Annotated in this window: 18 protein-coding genes; 10 read left to right on the top strand and 8 right to left on the bottom strand. The window is 60.8% G+C overall.

The features are described 5' to 3' along the window. Nucleotides 1-5 precede the first annotated feature (5 nt). The 3 genes from PVT71_RS19975 to PVT71_RS19965 all read right to left on the bottom strand — a co-directional run bounded on the left by PVT71_RS19975 (nucleotide 6) and on the right by PVT71_RS19965 (nucleotide 4,014). Nucleotides 6-1,511: an amidohydrolase family protein gene (locus tag PVT71_RS19975; RefSeq protein WP_353474206.1), complete on the bottom strand. Its 1,506-nt coding sequence runs from the start codon at nucleotides 1,509-1,511 to the stop codon at nucleotides 6-8. A 170-nt stretch (nucleotides 1,512-1,681) separates the two neighbouring features. After that, on the bottom strand, nucleotides 1,682-2,404 hold the full coding sequence (locus PVT71_RS19970; protein ID WP_353474205.1) for a pyridoxamine 5'-phosphate oxidase family protein: 723 nt from the start codon (nucleotides 2,402-2,404) through the stop codon (nucleotides 1,682-1,684). 26 nt (nucleotides 2,405-2,430) lie between these two features. After that, a complete protein-coding gene (locus PVT71_RS19965; RefSeq protein WP_353474204.1) occupies nucleotides 2,431-4,014 on the bottom strand; it encodes an aldehyde dehydrogenase family protein in 1,584 nt (527 codons plus the stop codon). Nucleotides 4,015-4,331: 317 nt separating this feature from the next. On the opposite strand from PVT71_RS19965, the gene PVT71_RS19960 reads away from it, so the two are divergent. Beyond that, entirely contained in the window at nucleotides 4,332-4,745 is a 414-nt protein-coding gene (locus PVT71_RS19960) for a nuclear transport factor 2 family protein (protein ID WP_224917279.1), read from the top strand. 119 nt (nucleotides 4,746-4,864) lie between these two features. Here the strand turns inward: PVT71_RS19960 and PVT71_RS19955 are convergent, their stop codons facing one another. Genes PVT71_RS19955 through dctP form a run of 3 tightly spaced genes read right to left on the bottom strand, consistent with a single transcriptional unit; the run spans nucleotide 4,865 to nucleotide 7,739 of the window. Further along, complete coding sequence (locus PVT71_RS19955; protein WP_353474203.1) at nucleotides 4,865-6,172, bottom strand: TRAP transporter large permease subunit; 1,308 nt, start codon at nucleotides 6,170-6,172, stop codon at nucleotides 4,865-4,867. Beyond that, nucleotides 6,162-6,677 carry a TRAP transporter small permease gene (locus PVT71_RS19950; RefSeq protein ID WP_353474202.1) on the bottom strand — a complete coding sequence of 172 codons (516 nt, stop codon included), beginning with the start codon at nucleotides 6,675-6,677 and terminating at the stop codon, nucleotides 6,162-6,164. Before PVT71_RS19950 ends, PVT71_RS19955 begins: the two co-directional genes overlap by 11 nt. Nucleotides 6,678-6,734: 57 nt before the next feature. Beyond that, complete coding sequence (dctP, locus tag PVT71_RS19945) at nucleotides 6,735-7,739, bottom strand: TRAP transporter substrate-binding protein DctP (protein WP_353474201.1); 1,005 nt, start codon at nucleotides 7,737-7,739, stop codon at nucleotides 6,735-6,737. Nucleotides 7,740-7,904: 165 nt separating this feature from the next. Here dctP and PVT71_RS19940 point away from each other — a divergent pair, with 165 nt between their 5' ends. Beyond that, nucleotides 7,905-9,428 (top strand): PLP-dependent aminotransferase family protein, encoded by a 1,524-nt coding sequence (locus PVT71_RS19940; RefSeq protein ID WP_353474200.1) that lies wholly within the window; start codon nucleotides 7,905-7,907, stop codon nucleotides 9,426-9,428. Nucleotides 9,429-9,564: 136 nt separating this feature from the next. Here the strand turns inward: PVT71_RS19940 and PVT71_RS19935 are convergent, their stop codons facing one another. Next, the gene (locus PVT71_RS19935) at nucleotides 9,565-10,479 is read right to left on the bottom strand and encodes a LysR family transcriptional regulator (protein WP_353474199.1); all 915 of its coding nucleotides are present in this window, start codon (nucleotides 10,477-10,479) and stop codon (nucleotides 9,565-9,567) included. Nucleotides 10,480-10,581: 102 nt separating this feature from the next. On the opposite strand from PVT71_RS19935, the gene PVT71_RS19930 reads away from it, so the two are divergent. The 6 genes from PVT71_RS19930 (at nucleotide 10,582) to PVT71_RS19905 (ending at nucleotide 15,571) form a co-directional block, all read left to right on the top strand. Continuing rightward, complete coding sequence (locus PVT71_RS19930; RefSeq protein WP_353474198.1) at nucleotides 10,582-11,802, top strand: MFS transporter; 1,221 nt, start codon at nucleotides 10,582-10,584, stop codon at nucleotides 11,800-11,802. Further along, on the top strand, nucleotides 11,795-12,541 hold the full coding sequence (locus PVT71_RS19925) for an SDR family oxidoreductase (protein WP_224917267.1): 747 nt from the start codon (nucleotides 11,795-11,797) through the stop codon (nucleotides 12,539-12,541). Before PVT71_RS19930 ends, PVT71_RS19925 begins: the two co-directional genes overlap by 8 nt. 110 nt (nucleotides 12,542-12,651) lie before the next feature. Continuing rightward, nucleotides 12,652-13,086: a lipocalin-like domain-containing protein gene (locus tag PVT71_RS19920; RefSeq protein WP_353474197.1), complete on the top strand. Its 435-nt coding sequence runs from the start codon at nucleotides 12,652-12,654 to the stop codon at nucleotides 13,084-13,086. A gap of 48 nt (nucleotides 13,087-13,134) precedes the next feature. Next, nucleotides 13,135-13,899 (top strand): SDR family NAD(P)-dependent oxidoreductase, encoded by a 765-nt coding sequence (locus PVT71_RS19915; RefSeq protein ID WP_353474196.1) that lies wholly within the window; start codon nucleotides 13,135-13,137, stop codon nucleotides 13,897-13,899. Between the two features lie 103 nt (nucleotides 13,900-14,002). Continuing rightward, complete coding sequence (locus tag PVT71_RS19910; RefSeq protein ID WP_353474195.1) at nucleotides 14,003-14,746, top strand: SDR family oxidoreductase; 744 nt, start codon at nucleotides 14,003-14,005, stop codon at nucleotides 14,744-14,746. A 132-nt stretch (nucleotides 14,747-14,878) separates the two neighbouring features. Next, nucleotides 14,879-15,571 carry a GNAT family protein gene (locus tag PVT71_RS19905; RefSeq protein ID WP_353474194.1) on the top strand — a complete coding sequence of 231 codons (693 nt, stop codon included), beginning with the start codon at nucleotides 14,879-14,881 and terminating at the stop codon, nucleotides 15,569-15,571. A gap of 135 nt (nucleotides 15,572-15,706) precedes the next feature. On the opposite strand, the gene PVT71_RS19900 is transcribed toward PVT71_RS19905, so the two are convergent. Next, nucleotides 15,707-16,069, bottom strand: a complete 363-nt coding sequence (locus PVT71_RS19900) for a helix-turn-helix domain-containing protein (RefSeq protein WP_321208913.1) — start codon at nucleotides 16,067-16,069, stop codon at nucleotides 15,707-15,709. A gap of 155 nt (nucleotides 16,070-16,224) precedes the next feature. On the opposite strand from PVT71_RS19900, the gene PVT71_RS19895 reads away from it, so the two are divergent. Continuing rightward, nucleotides 16,225-16,635 carry a DoxX family protein gene (locus PVT71_RS19895; RefSeq protein ID WP_224917257.1) on the top strand — a complete coding sequence of 137 codons (411 nt, stop codon included), beginning with the start codon at nucleotides 16,225-16,227 and terminating at the stop codon, nucleotides 16,633-16,635. A 35-nt stretch (nucleotides 16,636-16,670) separates the two neighbouring features. Then, a complete protein-coding gene (locus PVT71_RS19890; RefSeq protein WP_224917255.1) occupies nucleotides 16,671-17,414 on the top strand; it encodes an SDR family oxidoreductase in 744 nt (247 codons plus the stop codon). Nucleotides 17,415-17,465 lie beyond the last annotated feature (51 nt).

Below are 17,465 nucleotides of genomic sequence, written 5' to 3'. Positions count from 1 at the left end.
TACTATCAGCGCGCTTGAGCAAGGGGGCGCCGGACCGGCGTGCCGGGCCGTGCCTCGACGTCCAGAATGCCATCGCGGATCAGAAGCTGACCGCTCACGACCAGATGCCGCACCCCTTCGGCTGGGCGGTTCATGGAAGTAAAATCAGCGCGGTCCGTAAGCCTGTCAAAGTCGAAGATTACCACGTCGGCATCTGCGCCTGGCGAGAGCTTGCCCTTGTTTCGCATGGCAGGCGTCCCCGCGGACATGATCTCCGCCGGGATTGTGGAGCATTTTCGGATAGCCTCCGAAAGGGACAGGGTCTTCCTCTCGCGCACCCACTCGCGGATGAAGCGCGTGAAGCAGCCGGAGGAACGGGGGTGTGCGAAGGCATCTTCCGGCAGCGGCCAGGCGTCGCCGGTATAGGTACTGCCGTCGGCCAACGTCCAAGGCATCGCATCCGAGGCAATTGCGCCTCCCGGATAGAGGACAGCCATGTCCAGAAGCTTGCGATGATGTGCGCTGTTTTCGATATCGAGAAGGTGCCAGAGCACCAGCGATGAAGGCTCCTGCGCCTGTGCTGCAAGCAGCTCGTCACGGGTGCTGAAGCGATGCCCGTCGCTCATCCGCTGGACGGAATCGTAGCCTACCCCATGACGGGCTTCGAAGTTTTCCTCGCTGAAGAAGGCGGCGGCAAGAACCGTCGAGCCGACACCATAGGGATGCGACTCCAGCGTGATGGGCAGCCCGTGCTCCTGCGCCTGCAGGACCAGATCGCGGCATCGCTCGATATCGGTTTTGCTGGAAGAGCCGAAATGACAGATGTGCATATGTGCGCCGGTCGCGCCCGCATATCCGATCAGGCGGATATAGGCTTCGGCGGCGCTCTCCGGATCGAGCTGCGACATGAAGGCGATATGCGTAAAGGTCGGGACCTCATGCCGCTTCGCCACACGGCAGACTTCGGTCATCTCCTGGACGCCCGCACCGGGAGCATAACCGTTCAGGATACCCACGCCCAATGCGCCTTCGTTCAGCCCATGATCCAGGCGAGCCAGAATGTCCGCGAGCTCGCTCTCATTGGCGACGTTTTCCATCCAGCGGCGATCTGCCATGGCATTACCGAGCACCTCGAGAGACTTCTCGCGTGCGTCTTCGGTCGAAAATCCGGTCATAGCCCCGATGCGCGTGAACGCCCAGTTCACAGCGGTCCCGTAATTGAGGACGCGCCCTGTCCGGCCCCAGTGGTCGTACCAGGGCGAGACGTCAGAGACACCTGCCTCGAGGTCCAGAGTCGTCGTGACGCCATCGAAAGCCTGCATACGGTCGGCGGGGATCGACTGGCCGTGCGCGTGCAGATCGATGAAGCCCGGCGCAACGATCAACCCCGTTGCGTCAATCGTTTCGTCCGCTGTCCCGATATTGCTGCCGACAGCCACGATCCTTCCATCCTCGATCAGGACGTCAGCTTCTCCTTCTACCGCGTTGGCGGGGTCGATCAGACATCCACCCGTGATCAGGATCCTGCCCATGTCTATACCTTTCGAGGTGCGCCGGAATCGATACCTTCGCTCATGTTTGGGAGCGGTCATCAGGGTCGGCGAATTAGCGAGCGGAGCGGCCTCCCGCTTCGGGGTTTAGGCTTTTCCGCAAGTCTTGAAAATGCAATCGGGGCCGCGCAAAGCGGCCCCGTCCGAAGTCATCAGACGTTGTCCGATGTGTTCTCGGTTTCCTGGCGTTCCTTGCTGGGGAGCACCTCATAATTTTTGACATAGTCGGGCATCTGCGCGGTCTGGTCACCACGCGGGTCGCGAACAGCTTCGCTGAAGACCTGCTTGACGAAAAGTTCGCCCGCCCAGCAATCCCGGTCCAGATCCTTGTCAAAGTCCATCGCCGGGCCAGCGCGCATCTTCGCAACGGCTTCGGTCAGCGGGATACGCATAACGGTCGTCGTGGCCAGTTCCTTGTCATTCGGCGGACGCGCATCCTCATAGCGGCCCTTCACGATCTGATCGGCGTAAGCCTTGAAGGAGGCACGCTTCTCTTCGAGATCGGTCACCTCTTCGGGCACGCCATAGAGGACGACAGTCCGGTAGTTGACCGAATGGTTGTAGAGCGCACGCGCCAGCACGATACCATCCACGAGGGTCACGAGAACGCAGACCTCCTGGCCGCTCAACGCGGAGCTCAGCATCGTGCTCTTGTTGGAGCCGTGGATGTAGATGTAATCACCCATCCGCCCGTATCCTGTGGGCAGCACCATCGGCGAGCCGTTGTGCAGGTAGGCGACGTTGCACATGAACGTGCCATCCAGAACGTCGTAGATGAAGTCCTTGTCGTAGATGCCACGATGGGCGCGCCGGGTAAGCGTGGTACGTTCTGTCCGCTCGAAGGCTTCGCCCTGCGGTGCGTTTTCCGTGCTCATAAAGTTCTCCTGTTTCCTCGTTCCGCTCAGAGCATTTCGATCTTGGCCAGCGTGTGGCTCTGTTCCCGCATAAACTGGGTGATGTAGTTCGGCCCCATGCCGCCCTTTCCGGTGTGGCCCGAGCCTTTCCAGCCGCAGAAGCTCTGTGCTCCCGGCCAGGCACCGGTCGTGGCACTGCTGGACCGGTTGGCGTAGAGAACCCCGGCTTCGATATGGTTCAGGAAGTAGTCCAGTTCGGCCTGATCCCGCGTGTAGACGCCGGATCCCAATCCGTAGGGTGAGCGATTGCTCGCTTCGACCGCAGACGCCAAATCATCGCACTCCACCACCGAGAGGAAGGGAACGAAAAGTTCTTCCTGATTGAGCCAGTGATCAAAAGGCACCCCGGTCACGATGGTAGGTTCCAGATACCATCCGCGGTCAAAGACACCGCCCGTCTTGCGCTTGCCGCCGAAGGCGACCGTGCCAACCTTCTCGGCCTCGGCCACCGCCTCGAGGTAGCGTTGACCTGCCCGCTCGTCGATGACGGGGCCCAGATAGACCGTCTTGTCGGTGGGGTGGCCGATCGTCATGCCGGCCGCCTCGCGCTGGAGAAGCTCCACGAATTCCTTTGCGACAGACTTTTCAACGAAGACACGCGAACAGGCCGTACATTTCTGGCCCTGCAGACCAAACGCCGCGCTGGCCACACCCTTGGCGGCGTCAGCCAGGTTGGCGGATTTCGTCACGAAGGATGAGTTCTTCCCACCGAGTTCTGCGATGACGGGCCGGACATAGGGACCGTTGGCAACGTCGCGGTGTAGCTTCATGCCAACGCGGCGCGAGCCGGTAAAGGCAATCCCGTCGATCCCGGCATGCGATACCAGCGCTTCGCCGGCCTCGGCACCGCCCGTCACGACATTGAGCAGGCCTTGCGGTAACCCTGCCGCCTGGGCCGCCTCGGCGAAGAACAAAACCGAGCGTGCGTTCGCCTGGCTGGGCTTCAGCACCACGGCATTCCCACCAAGGATCGCGCCGGTGAGCATCGAGGTCGCCAGACCCACCGGGAAGTTGAACGGCGACACCACGGCAAAGACCCCGTGAGGACGGAAGCAATTGAACGTGCTCTCCGACGACGACAACTGCAGGTTGGGGTGAGCGTAACCCTGGTTTTCTTCGACGGTGTCGCAGTAGTACCGGATGAAGGCGAGCACTTCTTCGGCTTCGCCCATGGCCTCCATCCGGGATTTGCCGACCTCGTGGAGGATGATCATGCCAAGTTCATGGCGCCGCTCTTCGAGCACATCAGCCACCTTGCGCATCGCGGCAACCCGCTGTTGCCACGACGCCGTGCGCCACTCTCCGAAGGCCGCCCGGGCCGCGGTGACGGCTTGATCGATTTCCGCTTCTGTTGCGTCGGAGAACGTCCCCATGAACCGCGCGCTGTCGGCCGGGCTGTACACCTCATAGTGCTTGCTGCCAGCGACCCACTCGCCGTTGATGAAGTGTCCGAACTCCTTGCCCAGATAAGTATCATCCAGCCCCTCGAGCACGTTGTCGAGATGCAGATGCAGCGGCGTCATGTCGGCCGGATTGTCGGTGTATGTCACACGTGGGAGATTTTCGGACATTGGACTTTCCTGTTTCGTCGATTGAGCGGCAACCTAGCGACGCAATGTGGTATCCGAGAAGGTCCACTACAGGCATGTGAAGCGAACCACTTTGGCGACCATGCCGCTTCCCCAAAGGCAGACCGGGGAGCTGCAGTGAAGGCTTGCCAACGCGTTTCATCGCAAGGATGACGTCACTGGTTTGATCGTCTCTCGGCCTGGCGCTGGCATAGGCAGGCGACGCAAGTGGCCACCTTCAGCGCCTGAAAGTGGCCGTTACCACCTGTGCAGTTCCGTCTCAGAATTCCAGACCAATTCAATTTGACCAGGAATCGAGAATGACTGAATACACAGCGGGCAATGTTGCACCCTACATCGAGACCGATTTCGATCTGCCCGAGGCACAACAGTGGATCGATGGCATCGTGGCGAAATTCGAAACGCTCGACCTTTCGATCATGATGGAGTGCTTCACGGATGATGTTGCCGTGGACTACGCCGGATACGGCAAACTGAACGGCAAGGACGCAGTCCGGGATTTCCTGGCAAGCCGCTATGCGTCGCTCAGCCAGTACAGCCTGAAGAAAATCGCCCGGTGTGTCACCGGCAACGTCGTCGGCATCGATGCGACGGTCAGCTTCCACGACGGGTCGGATGAGACGCACAAGTCAGGACGTGCCTTTGAGTTCCTGACGGTGCGCGACGGGAAGATCTGCCGCTGGGACAACGTCTCGATCTATACCACCTCCTGAACCAGCCCGAGACGTCTTCCGGCACGTCTCGCCTCCCCGGCCAACAGTCACGATAAACCCGGCCCCCGAAAGGGCCGGGTTTTTCTTTTGGCGAGAAGCCGGGAGATTTCAGTCCCTGGCTAGTTCAGCAGGCCTGTCAAAGGCGGATAGAAGAGGACCAGCGCCAGGGTCAGCAGCTGCGCCGCAATGAAGGGCCACATCGAGTTCAGGATCTCCCCGAGCGAAATATCGTCTGACACGACGCCCTTGAGGTAGAACGCCGCTGGCGCGAATGGTGGGGTCAGATAGGCCGCCTGCATGGTCAGGCTGAAGAGGATACCGAACCAGACCAGATCGTATCCCAGATCGGCAACGACAGGCGCAAAGACGGGCATCGTCAGAAGCAGCACGCCAAGCCAGTCGATGAAGGCGCCCATGATGAAGAACACGCCGAGCATCAGCAGAATGACATAGATCGGTGCGATCGTCAGATCAGCAAACTGGTCGCGCAGGAAATCCACGCCTCCGACCACGGTATAGATCCCGATCAGCGCATTGGTCCCGACGACCAACCACAACACCATGCCACAGGTAGACATGGTCTGCTTGAGCGAACCGCGCACGACGTCGATGTTCAGCTCTCCCCGGATGGCCGTCGCGATATATGTGCCCAGCACTCCCAGGGCTGCAGCTTCTGTGACCGATGCTATGCCTATGTAAATGCTGCCCATCACACAGAGAACCACCGCCAGAGCAGGGACGATACCTGCCGTGATCTTGAGTTTTTCCCGGAGGGGAATCTGCATTTCCTCGACCGAGGGCCGCGGCGCAACACGCGGATTCAGCAGCGTCCGCAGCACGATGTACAGGCAGTACATCACGGCGAGCAAGAGCCCCGGTATCACAGCGGCCTTAAACAGCGCAGAAACATCGGTGCTGGTGTTGATGCCGTAGAAGATCAGGACGATGCTCGGCGGAACCATCGTTCCGAGCGAGCCACTGGCGCAGACCGTGCCGATCGCGAGCTTGCGATCATATCCCAGGCGGAGCATCTGCGGCAGAGCGATCAATCCCAAAAGCACGATCTCGCCGCCGACCACACCCACGGCGGCTGCCAGGATGACACCGACAAAGACAGTCACGAGTGCCACGCCACCCGGCAAGCGCGCTGTCCAAATGTAGATCGCCTGGTAGAGATCTCGTGCGAGGCTCGACCGTTCCAGGGTGGAGGCCATCAGGATGAACAGTGGAACAGCAGCAAGGGCCGAGGAGTCGAAGAAGGAGTATGTCCGGCTCGCAATGATATACAGGCCGTTCGGCCCCATGAGCAGCATCGATGCTGCGACGGCAACAAACCCGGTCGAGAACGCCAGAGGAATGCCCAGCACGAGCAGCAGCACGACGGCTCCGCCCAGAACATAGCTGATGATTGCGGGGTCATACATCATCGGTGCGGTCTTTCTTGTCGGCCAGCAGCTTCACGGTAGTCACCACGCAAAACAGAACCGCCCCTGCGAAAAGGGTCGTCTTGGTCACGCTGGGTATGGGGAGATAGGGAGGCACGACCGTGCTTTCCGGGCTCCACTCACCGTTGGGGAACCGAAAAACTGCACTGAACATCAGGCCACCGAGGCCGTAGCCCAGAGCGGCCAGATAGAGCGCACCGATCAAGAGGCCGAACTTGTCGCACAGCGTCTTCAAAGGCTTTGGAAAGAGGTCGTAACAGACCGTGACCTTGATGTGCTTGTTCTCGGCCATGGCATAGGCACCACCGAACGAAAAGCCGATCGCGCATAGCATCGCCGTGGCATCTTGCGCCCAGGTCGATGGGGCACCGAGCGCGTAACGCCAGAAAACTTCTTTTAGCGTCAGTATCAGACACAGCAAGAAGCTCAGGCTGGAGATGTCACCAATTTTCAGGACCAGCCGGTCCATCCTAGGGATAAGATTCATGGAATTTCCTCTATAGGCGAGAGCGCACCGCGCAGGTCCGCTCTCGCCCGTGGCGGTTCAGGCTGCGCTGACCAGGCTTTCGAGGATCCGCTGCGAAATGTCGCTCGTTGCAACTTCCGCCTGAGTGGCCTGCGTCATCTCGCGAAGGCGGGCGATCTCGTCCTCGGACCAGGTGATGATCTCGACCTCGTCTCCGCTTTCGAGGCTGCTGATCGCGGCCGCATCCTCAGAGACAAGTGCGCCCTTCATCTGCAGATCGAGTTCTGCACTGGCCTCGGTGAGAACACCCTGGAGGTCAGCCCCAAGGGCGTTCCAGGTTCGTTTGCCAAAGGCCAGGTCGATCACGGCCATCGAATGACGAGCGTCGATGGAATAAGGCGCGAGGGTGTAGAGGCCCGTCTGCATGTTGACCGCAGGCGTCGACCAGTCCACCGCGTCCACGATCCCAGATTGCAGGGCGTTGTAGGCCTCGCCGCCCGGGATGTTCACGGTGGCGGCCCCGGCCTTGGCGAAGGTCACCGACATCAGGCCCGGAGGAATACGCATCTTGAGCCCTTGCAGGTCACTGATCCCGTGAATGGGCGTCTTCGAGACGAATTGCTCGCTGGGGTAATAGATCGATCGCAGGAAATGGATATCGAAGCGGTCATACAGTTCCCGCGCCAGCTCGATACCACCGCCCTGGTTCATCCAGTTCCCCAGCTGGTCCGGGTTGGCGTAGGTCGGACCGGGATCGCCGAGAATGATGAATGCAGGGTCCAGGGTCGCGAAGTAGCCGAGGCTGGAATAGTGCGCATCCAGCGCCCCGTTGCGCATCGCTTCGAAGGTCTCGGAGGCAGAGACGATGGAGCCGCCGGGGCTTACACGAATGCGCAGATCTCCATTGGTCCGTTCATTCAGAGCCTCGGCCCAGGCCGAGATAACGTTGAACGGCGTCGAATTTGCGCCCGACCAGGTCTGAAGGTTCAGAACCCGACCGCGAGCCAAGCCCGGAGTTGCGATGAAGGGCGTCGCAAGCGCTGCGCCAGCAGCGACTCGAAGGAATTTTCTACGTGTGTGCATGTGATGCTCCCATGTTGGGGCAGCTTATTGTTGTACGGCATGTCGGGCCGCGGCTGCCTTGACGGATAGTGAGGAGAACCAGTATGCGGATTTGGCCCTACTCCTAAGAGCCACTGCGCCGGGATGAGCCATACCACTTCTCTGTCCAACAAGCCCGGAGGGTCCATGTCCAAGAAGAATGCCGGTTGGGCCAGCCTTCTGGATTTCACGGTCGACAAATCCGACGAGAAGCCAATTTACTGGCAGATATACACTATAATCTGCAACGCGATCCTCGAGAGGCGGATCGAATCCGGCGCCCCGCTCCCCTCCACAAGGTCACTCGCCGACCAGCTGGGCGTCTCGCGAACGTCAGTGGTCGATGCCTTCGAAATTCTTGCCGCCGAAGGCTATGTCGAAACGCGGCACGGCTCGGGAACATATGTCGCGCAACTTAGCGAACTCAACTTGGTGTCCGCCGAGCGACCGACCATCGGGGCTCAGGATACGGCTGGTCGAAAGGGAGATTCTGGCAGGCTCCAAAGGCTCGCTGACATCGGTCGTTCCGCGAATGAAAACGCACTCATGACAGTCCCGTTTGCCTCCGGTCTTTGTACTCTGGATGCGCGCACTCGCGATGCATGGCGTCGTACTTCTTCCAAATATTCTGGCTCTTTGGGAGATACTCATCGCGGCTATTCCTCGCCGCTCGGTAGCCTGCGCCTGCGCGAGCAAATCGCGAACTATCTGCGCGTCTCCCGTGGTGTTTCCTGCGAGGCGTCGCAGATCCTTGTGGTCTCAGGCACACAACAGGCGATGGATATCGTCATCCGGACGCTTCTCAGTACCGAAAGCAAGGTCTGGGTCGAAGATCCCGCCTACCCTTCCAGCAAGGCAGCACTCACCGCGCATGGTGTGACCTGCGTCCCGGTGCCGATCGACGGACACGGAATGATTATCAAGGCTGGGAAGGCCCTCGCGCCGGAAGCCGACTGTGCTTTCGTCACCCCATCCCACCAATTCGCGACCGGAGCGATCATGTCTGTTCCGAGACGGCTGGAACTGCTGGCCTGGGCAGAAAAGACTGGGGCCTGGATCGTGGAAGACGACTATGACAGCGAGTACCGATTTGCAGGACGACCGATCACTGCCCTGCAAGGCCTCGATAGCCGAGGCAGCGTCATCTACATCGGAACGTTCAGCAAGGTGCTGCTTCCGGGGCTGAGAATGGGATATCTCGTGGCGCCGCCTGCACTCGTTGATGCTTTTTGCGGCTGTCGCGCCTTGCTGGACCGTCACCCGCCATCGAGCCAGCAGGACATCCTGGCGGATTTCCTCGCCGAAGGGCACTTCCTCAGTCACATTCGAAGAACCCGGGCATATTATCAGGAGGCCCTGAACGCCATTGTCAGTGTACTGCAAGAGGAGCTGAAGGGGTGCCTTGAGATCCAGAAGCCGGACGCCGGGATGCAACTTTCCATTGCATTGCCAGACGGCGTTTCCGATGTGGCACTCTGCGCCAAGCTGAGAGAACACGGCATCGCGTCGCGCGCGCTGAGCCCAATGTTCGAGGAAACGGCGAACAGACGTTCTGCAGTGCTCCTGGGCTACAGCGGGTTTTCGATCCAGGAGTTGCGAAAGGCTGCCCGTACGACCGGAAAGGTGATCAGGGAAAAACTGCAAGGTGACAGATCTGCGCAGGGCCGTTAACCGGCCCCTTGGTCTTGCAGTTCCCCTTGAGTGACTGGCGATAAGCCTGCGATGTGGGCTCGTTGGCATTAGGGTGCGCTGGACGCAGCTGGCCGCACGACATTCTCTGCGCGTCGCTGTTGAGAACCAGTTCCCGTCACCCAAATCCAGACTCGAGTTCGGAGCGATGCCTAAAAGCTTTCACGAATGCAGAGAAGGCCGGCGAGAGGTTTCGCCGGCTGGGATAGTAGAGGTGGTACCCTTGGAATGTCGGGGTCCAGTCATTCAGGACTTCCCGCAAGCTTCCCGAATCCAGGTAGCCTTGGAGGAACGTTCGCGGGGCATACATCAACCCCATGCCATCGACCGCGGCCTCGACTGCCGGCTGAAGGTTGTTGAATGTCAGTTGCCCACTGACGCGCACACTGAATTCCCTGTCTCCTCTCTGGAACTCCCATGGGTAGATCGCACCCGATGTGGGGAGCCTCAGATTGATGCATTGATGGCGCGTGAGGTCATCTGGCGTCTCCACCGCGGGATTTTCTGCAAGATATGCTTCCGATCCAACAACGACATAGCGGATGTCGGGACTGACACGAACCGCAACCATGTCGAGCGCGATCGCCTCTCCCAGTCTCACACCTGCATCGAACTGGCTTTCGACGATATTCGTGAGGCCGTTGTCCGCAACCAGCTCAACATTGATGTCCGGGTATTCCTTCAGGAAGGTTGGCATTCGGCGCCGGAAAACGATCGCGATGGCGTCATCGGGGCAGACGATGCGGACGTTCCCGGCAGGTCTGCTTCGCAAGATGCCCAAGGCCTCGACCTCGGCTGCAATACCCTGGAAGTGGGGCGCAATCCCTTCGATCAAACGTTCGCCTGCGGCGGTCGGTGCAACATCTCGTGTCGTGCGTGAAAGCAGTTGAATACCCAGGCGCTCCTCAAGTGCCCGGATGGTATGGCTTAATGCAGACCTCGTAACGCTGAGATTGGCTGCGGCCCGGGTAAAGCTGCGCTCGCGCGCCACCTCGATGAGGGCCCTTAGCTCACTGAATTCGTCACGCTTCATTGGTGAACCTATTTCACTACTAGGTTCATATTATACCACCTAGTCGCCACAAACCAGCAGCCTTACTTCACGGTCCAGAACACAAACCAGAGAGCTGGACTGATGAGTACCGCCACCACCACAAAAATTGAGCCGACGGTAACGCCGTGGATGGCCGTCTCCAGCCTTTCAGTGCTGGCCTTCCTGCTCGTCGGCCTCGAATTCATGCCCGCAAGCTTGCTGACACCGATCGCTGCGGATCTTGCCATTTCTGAAGGACAGGCCGGATTGTCGATCGTCATCTCCGGCGCCTTGGCCGTGATGGCAAGCCTGCTTGGCAACACGCTGCTCGGGCATATCGATCGCCGCAAGACGGTGCTGATGTACACGGCCGCTCTCACTCTATCGAGCCTCGCGGTCGCGACCGCCCCCAACTTCACCGTATTCCTTGTTGGCCGCGCCCTCGCAGGCATCGCCATCGGAGGGTTCTGGTCGCTCTCGACCGCGCTCGCCGCCCGGTTGGCGCGCAAGGAGGACGTCACAAAAGCCATCGCCCTGCTCCAGATCGGCAACGCGTCCGCGCTTGTGATCGCCGCCCCTCTCGGCAGCTTCCTTGAGGCCCTGATCGGCTGGCGCACGACCTTCCTCGTCACTGTTCCGATCGGCGCTGCACTCCTCGTCTGGCAGCTTGCCGTGCTCCCCAAGATGCCGCCCAGGACCTCGGCTTCGGTCGCCGCGATGGTCGGTCTCCTGAACCGGAGAGACTTCGCCACTGGCATGGCCGCCATTGCCATAGCCTTCATTGGCCAGAACACACTGTCGATCTACCTGCGCCCCTTCCTCGAAAGCATCACGGGCCTTGATGCGGTTGCCGTCTCGTTCGCACTGCTCGGCCTCGGCCTTGGCGGGCTGGCGGGTCTGACCCTGATCGGGCGTGTCCTGCGCCGGGGAACCAATCCTGTCCTGATCGGCCTTCCCGCAATCACCGCGATCATCGCACTTCTCCTAATCGCCCTGGGAGACGTGCGGCCCATCACCGCCTCTCTGCTGGTCCTCTGGGGGCTTTTCACGAGCCCGCTGATCGTCGCCTGGAACGCCTGGATGGCGCGCACCATCCCTGACGATCTCGAAGCCGGCGGCGGCGTGCAGGTCGCGCTGATGCAATGCGCCCTCGCCGGCGGGGCATTCGTCGGTGGGGTCCTTTTCGATCACATCGGCTGGTGGAGCGGCTTCCTGCTCTCCGCCCTCCTCCTCATCGGATCGGCGCTGCTCGCTGCGGCCACGGTCCGCATCCCAAACCCCTCATCCCTCAAATACCAACCCGAAGGAGTTCCTCATGTCTGAGAACATCGCAAACAAAGTCGTCGTCATCACTGGCGCCAGCAGCGGTCTGGGCGAGGCCACCGCCCGCCACCTCGCAGAGAAAGGCGCACGGGTCGTGATCGGAGCGCGCCGCGCGGATCGCATCGACGCCCTCGCAAAGCAGCTGACCGACGCAGGGTTTGAAGCCATTGCCGTTCAGACTGACGTGACGAAGAAAGATCAAGTGAAGGCACTGGTGGATCGCGCCGTCGAAGCCTTTGGCCGGATTGACGTCATCCTGAATAATGCCGGCGTCATGCCGCTCGCCCCGCTCGACCGCCTCAAGACCGACGAATGGGATCACATGATCGACGTCAACCTCAAGGGCGTCCTCTACGGCATCGCGGCAGCCTTGCCCTACATGCAAGAGCAAAAATCCGGTCACGTCATCAACGTGTCTTCGGTCTATGGCCACGTCGTTGATCCGGGCGCCGCAGTCTACTGCGCCACGAAGTTCGGCGTGCGCGCCCTGTCGGAAGGCCTGCGCAAGGAAACCAAGCCCTACAACATCCGCACCACAATCATCTCGCCCGGTGCCGTTGCAACCGAGCTGACCGACCACATCGGCGAGGCGGATGTCCGCGAAGGCGTCAAGGACGCGATTGCCAGCTTCGCGATTGAGCCGGGCACCTTTGCCCGCGCGGTCGCCTTTGCGATCAACGAGCCCGAGAATGTCGACATCAACGAAGTTCTGTTCCGTCCGGTGCAGCAGCTGGGCTGATCGGAGTTGCGGAAGCGGCTCGGATGGCCGCTTCCGCATTCAATCACTGGGCACGTCCGTACCCGGTGTTCACGGCACTACCGCGCCATTCCAACAGAGAGGAAAATAGAATGCGACTTCCCGCTTTGGCCGTCACCGCCCTTATGATGGGCGCGCCCGTCTTCGCTCAGGACGCCACGTCTCCGATCATCGGTGCGTGGCGCATGACCGCGCTCACGATCACCCAGGATGACGGCACCACGACCGAGATCCCTTACAGTGGCCAGCTGATCTTCACCGAAGCTGGCACGCTCTCGGTCCAGGCGATGGATGCCAACCCCGATGCGGCGCCCACGCCCTACACGGCGAACGCCTACGAGGCATATTACGGCCCCGTCGCCATCGACGATGAAGACGGCACCTTCACAATCACCGTCGAATCCTCGCTGGTGCGCGACCTGATCGGCCAGGAGCTGACCCGTGTCTGGTCGGTGGAAGACGATCAGCTGACCATCGGCCCGGCCAACTCCAGCGAACCCTGGCGCGTCACCTACGACCGCATGTGAACAACCGGGCCGGTCCGCCGGCCCAAACTCAACGGGAGAGCCAGAGCCATGCCGCGCATCTTCGTCACCGGATCGACAACCGGCCTCGGCCTCATCGCCGCCAGAACCCTTCTGGCAGAGGGGCACGACGTGATCTTCCACGCCCGTAACGCCCCGCGGGCCGATACGCTGAAGCAGAGCATCGGCGATGGCGCAAGCATCGTGACAGGCGACATCAGCACGGTCTCGGGCGCCCTCGATGTCGCGGACCAGGTCAATACGCTTGGTGCTCCTGATGCCGTCATCCACAATGCCGGACTCGGTGCCGATACCCGATTAACCATGACGTCTGACGGCATCCCTGATCTTTTTGGCGTCAACGTCCTCGCCCCTTACATTCTTACGGCGAGCATCCCCGGCCCCAAACGTCTGGTCTATATCAGCTCGGACATGCACTTCGTCACGCCTGACCTCGACGACATGCTCTGGCGCCGACGCAGCTGGAGCGGGTATGCCGCCTATTCCGAAAGCAAGTTCCTCGTGACGGCCCTGGCCTTCGCCGTGGCGCGCCTGCGCCCGAATACGCGCTCCAACGCCGTGGATCCCGGTTGGGTGCCGACGCGCATGGGCGGGCAGTCTGCGCCCGACGATCTGGCGCAGGGTGCCACGACCCAAGCCGCGCTTGCCTCGGGTAGCTCCCGGGCGCTGCAGAACCTGAGCGGCGAGTTTCTTTATCATATGGGCGTGCGCGCGCCGCAACGCGGGACTCGCGAGACCGAGGTCCAGGACCGAGTTCTGGAGCGGTGTCAGGCCCTGTCCGGACTCCATCTCTAGCAAAACCAACGGACAGCATCCGACCGCGCGCGGCCGGCACCTCACTCCCCCTTTATTGTCGCCGAAAGAACGAGCGACCGCAGACGGAAGAAAGGACTTCATCATGATCAAGGACAAGGTCGTCATCATCACGGGCGCATCGTCTGGCATCGGCGAAGCGACCGCCAAGCTTCTGGCCGACAAGGGCGCCAAGATCGTTCTCGGCGCGCGTCGTACTGACAAGCTCAAGGACATCGCGGATGAAATAAACTGGGGAGGTGGCCAGGCCGTATACCAAGAGCTGGACGTCACCCGGCAGGACCAGAACGACGCCATCGTCAAGCTCGCCAAGGACACCTATGGCCACGTGGACGTCATCTTCCTCAATGCGGGGATCATGCCGAACTCTCCCCTCTCGGCCCTGCGCATGGCCGAATGGCACCAGATGGTCGACATCAACGTCAAAGGCGTTCTCAACGGGGTCGGTGCCATCCTGCCCTCCTTCATCGCCCAGAAGAGCGGACAGATCATCGCCACGTCGTCCGTGGCCGGTCTCAAGGCTTATCCGAACGGCGCGGTCTATGGCGGCACGAAGTGGTTCGTGAAGGACTTCATGGAGGTCTTGCGCATGGAGTCCGCGATGGAGGGCACCAATATCCGCACCAGCACGATCTATCCGGCGGCCATCAGCACGGAGCTTCTGAATGCGATCGGCGACGAGAAGACCTCTGAAGCCATGCACGGGATCTACGATACCTACGGGATTCCGGCAGAGCGCGTTGCCGATGTCGTGGCCATCGCCATCGACCAACCCGAAGACACGACGATCAACGAATTCACCGTGGGGCCGGCAAACCAGCCCTGGTAATTCGTCGATTGGCACCAGAGAATTTGATGCGTTCTGGGCCGAGGATCACCACGCGCGACACCTGAAAGACGTCGATGGGCCAAGCGCGGAGGCGCCTTGGTCCATCGTGCCCCAAGACCCGAGGAGCCAGAAATGGCAGAAGACCTGTTCCATTGGACACCGCGCCCACGACCGTCAGTCGAAGCGATAGAAGGCCGCTTCGTCTGGTTGGAGAAGCTTGATCCGGCAAGACACACCGACGGATTGTTCGACGCCTCCGCCCAGCCTGATGGTGACGAGCGTTTCCATTGGCTACCCGACCTGCCTCCGCAGAACCGCACTGAGTTCCGCAGTTGGGTAGAGCCTGCGGCGGCCAGCCAAGACCCGCTTTTCTATGCGGTCATCGACAAGACATCCGGGAAAGTGGCTGGCCGCCAGGCCCTCATGCGCCTCGATCCGGCAAACGGAGTTGCCGAAATCGGTCACATCTATTGGGGTCCGCTGATGTCTCAAAAGCCGGCCGCAACCGAAGCGCTTTACCTCTCGGCCCGTCATATATTCGACGATTTGGGCTATCGTCGCTTTGAATGGAAATGCGACGACGCGAACCTGCCTTCCAAGCGCGCCGCCCTGCGCTTTGGTTTCCGGCACGAGGGTGTTTTTCATCAGCACATGATCGTCAAGGGCCGGAACCGGGATACTGCCTGGTTTGCCATGCTCGACAGGGATTGGGAGGCGCTCAGGTCGGCTTATGAGATCTGGCTCAAAGCTGACAATTTCGAGGCTGATGGTATGCAGCGCAAGACGCTCAAGGCAGTCCGCCAGGAACTTGCAGCGGCGTCGTAGACCTGAGCGTCCCCGGCGCCCATAGGTTTGCACCGGCAGGCCCGACACCGGCATTGTTCGCAATTATCGCCGGTGTCGAGCGGTTACAGTCACTCCGTTCATTGGCGATCACGCCCCTGACCGGTCCGCCCTCGTTCACCCGGACGGCTTTCGCCCGCGCGAGGTTGGCCTCTGTGGCAGGGTATGCCCATACTGCTCCCACCAAGCGGTGAGCGCCTGCATGGTCGGACCAAGACCGCGGGCCTTGTCAGTCATCTCATACTCTACCCGCGGCGGCACTTCTGCAAAGACGGTCCGCACGACCAGCCCGTCAGCTTCGAGTTCGCGGAGTTGGGACGTGAGCATGTGCTGGGTGATCCCAGGGATTTGCTTGCGCAGTTCTCCGAACCTGTGCGTCCGCTGGTTCAGCAACCACATGATCTCCAGCTTCCATTTTCCTGCGAGCAGGGTGAAAGCGCGGCGCATTTCCTCGTGCATGTTGATCGGTTCGTCGCCCATAGGTCATATTTTCCATACTATGGTTCTAAAATTCATCCTACTTGCAATAACATATGCTGCAGCTCATTTCCACATTCACAGTGGGCGCCGCCGCAAACGACGCCCTTCAACCGAAAGCAAACCGGTCCCGTTACGAGCCGGGATGAGGAAGCGACATGACCCTGGAAATACTCTACTGGGGCAGCACAATACTGCTGTCCCTGCTCTATCTCAGCTCGGCAGCGATCTACCTCGCCAAGGGGGCATGGGTCCGCCAGACCTTGGCTGAACTGAATTATCCTGCCCCCTATCTCGTGCCATTCATGGTCGTCGTGAAGATCGCCGCGCCACTGGTGATCCTCCTGCGCCTGAGCCCGGCCCTGAGCGACCTCGCCTATGCCGGCATCCTGTTTCACCTCGTGCTGTCGGGCAGTGCGCATCTTGGGGTCAGAAAGCCTGCGGGTGCCATACCTGCCGTGATCGGCCTTCTGCTTCTGTGCCTGTCCTTTGCGACGCAGAACGCCGCACGAGACACATCATCGCCCTACGCACCTCAGATCCGGGTCGCGTCGCAGCAGGGCGCCTGAAGCCCTCCCTAAACAAACCGAATTGGAGACCAGATATGGGAAGACTTGACGGAAAGATCGCGCTAGTGACGGGCGCGTCCCGCGGTATCGGCCGCGCCACCGCGAAACTGTTCGCCGCAGAGGGCGCTAAGGTTGCAGTCCTTTCGCGCACGACAGCCAAGGTCGAGGAAGTCGTGGCCGAAATCGAAGCCGCGGGCGGCATTGCTATGGCTGTCCCCGCCGACATCAGCGACCCCAGCCAGATCACTGCAGCTGTCGCCAAGGTGGTCGAGACCTATGGCGGTCTGGATATCCTCGTGAACAACGCGTTCGACCCATCCGTCGCCTACGCATCAGTGCTCGACCTCACGGCAGAGCAGCTGCAACGCAACTTCGAAATGGGCCCGATCGCTTACCTGCGCTGCATGCAAGCCGCCTATCCGCACCTGAAGCAAAGCGCGCAGCCGCGCGTGATCAATTTCGGCTCGATGGCCGGAGTTATCGGCCTCGTCGGCATGGCGCCCTACAACATGGCCAAGGAAGCCGTCCGCGCGTTGACACGGACCGCGGCACGCGAATGGGCCGCCGACCAGATCACCGTGAACAACCTGCTGCCCGTCGCCGAGACCTGGGGCCCCGAAGCGGATATTCCACCGGCGACGAACCCGCTCGGGCGCTATGGCTCTCCCGAAGATGACATCGCGCCTGTGGTCCTCTTCCTTGCCAGCAAGGATGCGCAATTTCTCACCGGCTACACGATGACGCCCGATGGGGGCTCGATCATCGACAGCGCCCGGTGAGAAAGCCTGAACCGATACAGCGACAACGCGTTCCCAAGCCTCTTCCGGGCT

It is taken from the genome of Salipiger sp. H15 (assembly GCF_040409955.1).
In the GTDB taxonomy this organism is placed as follows: domain Bacteria; phylum Pseudomonadota; class Alphaproteobacteria; order Rhodobacterales; family Rhodobacteraceae; genus Salipiger.
The sequence above is the reverse complement of the archived record's forward strand: the minus strand, read 5'-3'. Positions and strand labels throughout refer to the sequence as shown.

What these genes read in the sequence shown, in the direction of transcription:
- PVT71_RS19920 (WP_353474197.1), top strand. Translation starts at nt 12,652, where the DNA reads ATGCGACTTCCCGCTTTGGCCGTCACCGCCCTTATGATGGGCGCGCCC.
- PVT71_RS19970 (WP_353474205.1), bottom strand. Translation starts at nt 2,404, where the DNA reads ATGAGCACGGAAAACGCACCGCAGGGCGAAGCCTTCGAGCGGACAGAA.
- PVT71_RS19905 (WP_353474194.1), top strand. Translation starts at nt 14,879, where the DNA reads ATGGCAGAAGACCTGTTCCATTGGACACCGCGCCCACGACCGTCAGTC.
- PVT71_RS19960 (WP_224917279.1), top strand. Translation starts at nt 4,332, where the DNA reads ATGACTGAATACACAGCGGGCAATGTTGCACCCTACATCGAGACCGAT.
- PVT71_RS19955 (WP_353474203.1), bottom strand. Translation starts at nt 6,172, where the DNA reads ATGATGTATGACCCCGCAATCATCAGCTATGTTCTGGGCGGAGCCGTC.
- PVT71_RS19890 (WP_224917255.1), top strand. Translation starts at nt 16,671, where the DNA reads ATGGGAAGACTTGACGGAAAGATCGCGCTAGTGACGGGCGCGTCCCGC.
- PVT71_RS19915 (WP_353474196.1), top strand. Translation starts at nt 13,135, where the DNA reads ATGCCGCGCATCTTCGTCACCGGATCGACAACCGGCCTCGGCCTCATC.
- PVT71_RS19935 (WP_353474199.1), bottom strand. Translation starts at nt 10,479, where the DNA reads ATGAAGCGTGACGAATTCAGTGAGCTAAGGGCCCTCATCGAGGTGGCG.
- PVT71_RS19950 (WP_353474202.1), bottom strand. Translation starts at nt 6,677, where the DNA reads ATGAATCTTATCCCTAGGATGGACCGGCTGGTCCTGAAAATTGGTGAC.
- PVT71_RS19940 (WP_353474200.1), top strand. Translation starts at nt 7,905, where the DNA reads ATGTCCAAGAAGAATGCCGGTTGGGCCAGCCTTCTGGATTTCACGGTC.
- dctP (WP_353474201.1), bottom strand. Translation starts at nt 7,739, where the DNA reads ATGCACACACGTAGAAAATTCCTTCGAGTCGCTGCTGGCGCAGCGCTT.
- PVT71_RS19930 (WP_353474198.1), top strand. Translation starts at nt 10,582, where the DNA reads ATGAGTACCGCCACCACCACAAAAATTGAGCCGACGGTAACGCCGTGG.
- PVT71_RS19895 (WP_224917257.1), top strand. Translation starts at nt 16,225, where the DNA reads ATGACCCTGGAAATACTCTACTGGGGCAGCACAATACTGCTGTCCCTG.
- PVT71_RS19965 (WP_353474204.1), bottom strand. Translation starts at nt 4,014, where the DNA reads ATGTCCGAAAATCTCCCACGTGTGACATACACCGACAATCCGGCCGAC.
- PVT71_RS19975 (WP_353474206.1), bottom strand. Translation starts at nt 1,511, where the DNA reads ATGGGCAGGATCCTGATCACGGGTGGATGTCTGATCGACCCCGCCAAC.
- PVT71_RS19910 (WP_353474195.1), top strand. Translation starts at nt 14,003, where the DNA reads ATGATCAAGGACAAGGTCGTCATCATCACGGGCGCATCGTCTGGCATC.
- PVT71_RS19925 (WP_224917267.1), top strand. Translation starts at nt 11,795, where the DNA reads ATGTCTGAGAACATCGCAAACAAAGTCGTCGTCATCACTGGCGCCAGC.
- PVT71_RS19900 (WP_321208913.1), bottom strand. Translation starts at nt 16,069, where the DNA reads ATGGGCGACGAACCGATCAACATGCACGAGGAAATGCGCCGCGCTTTC.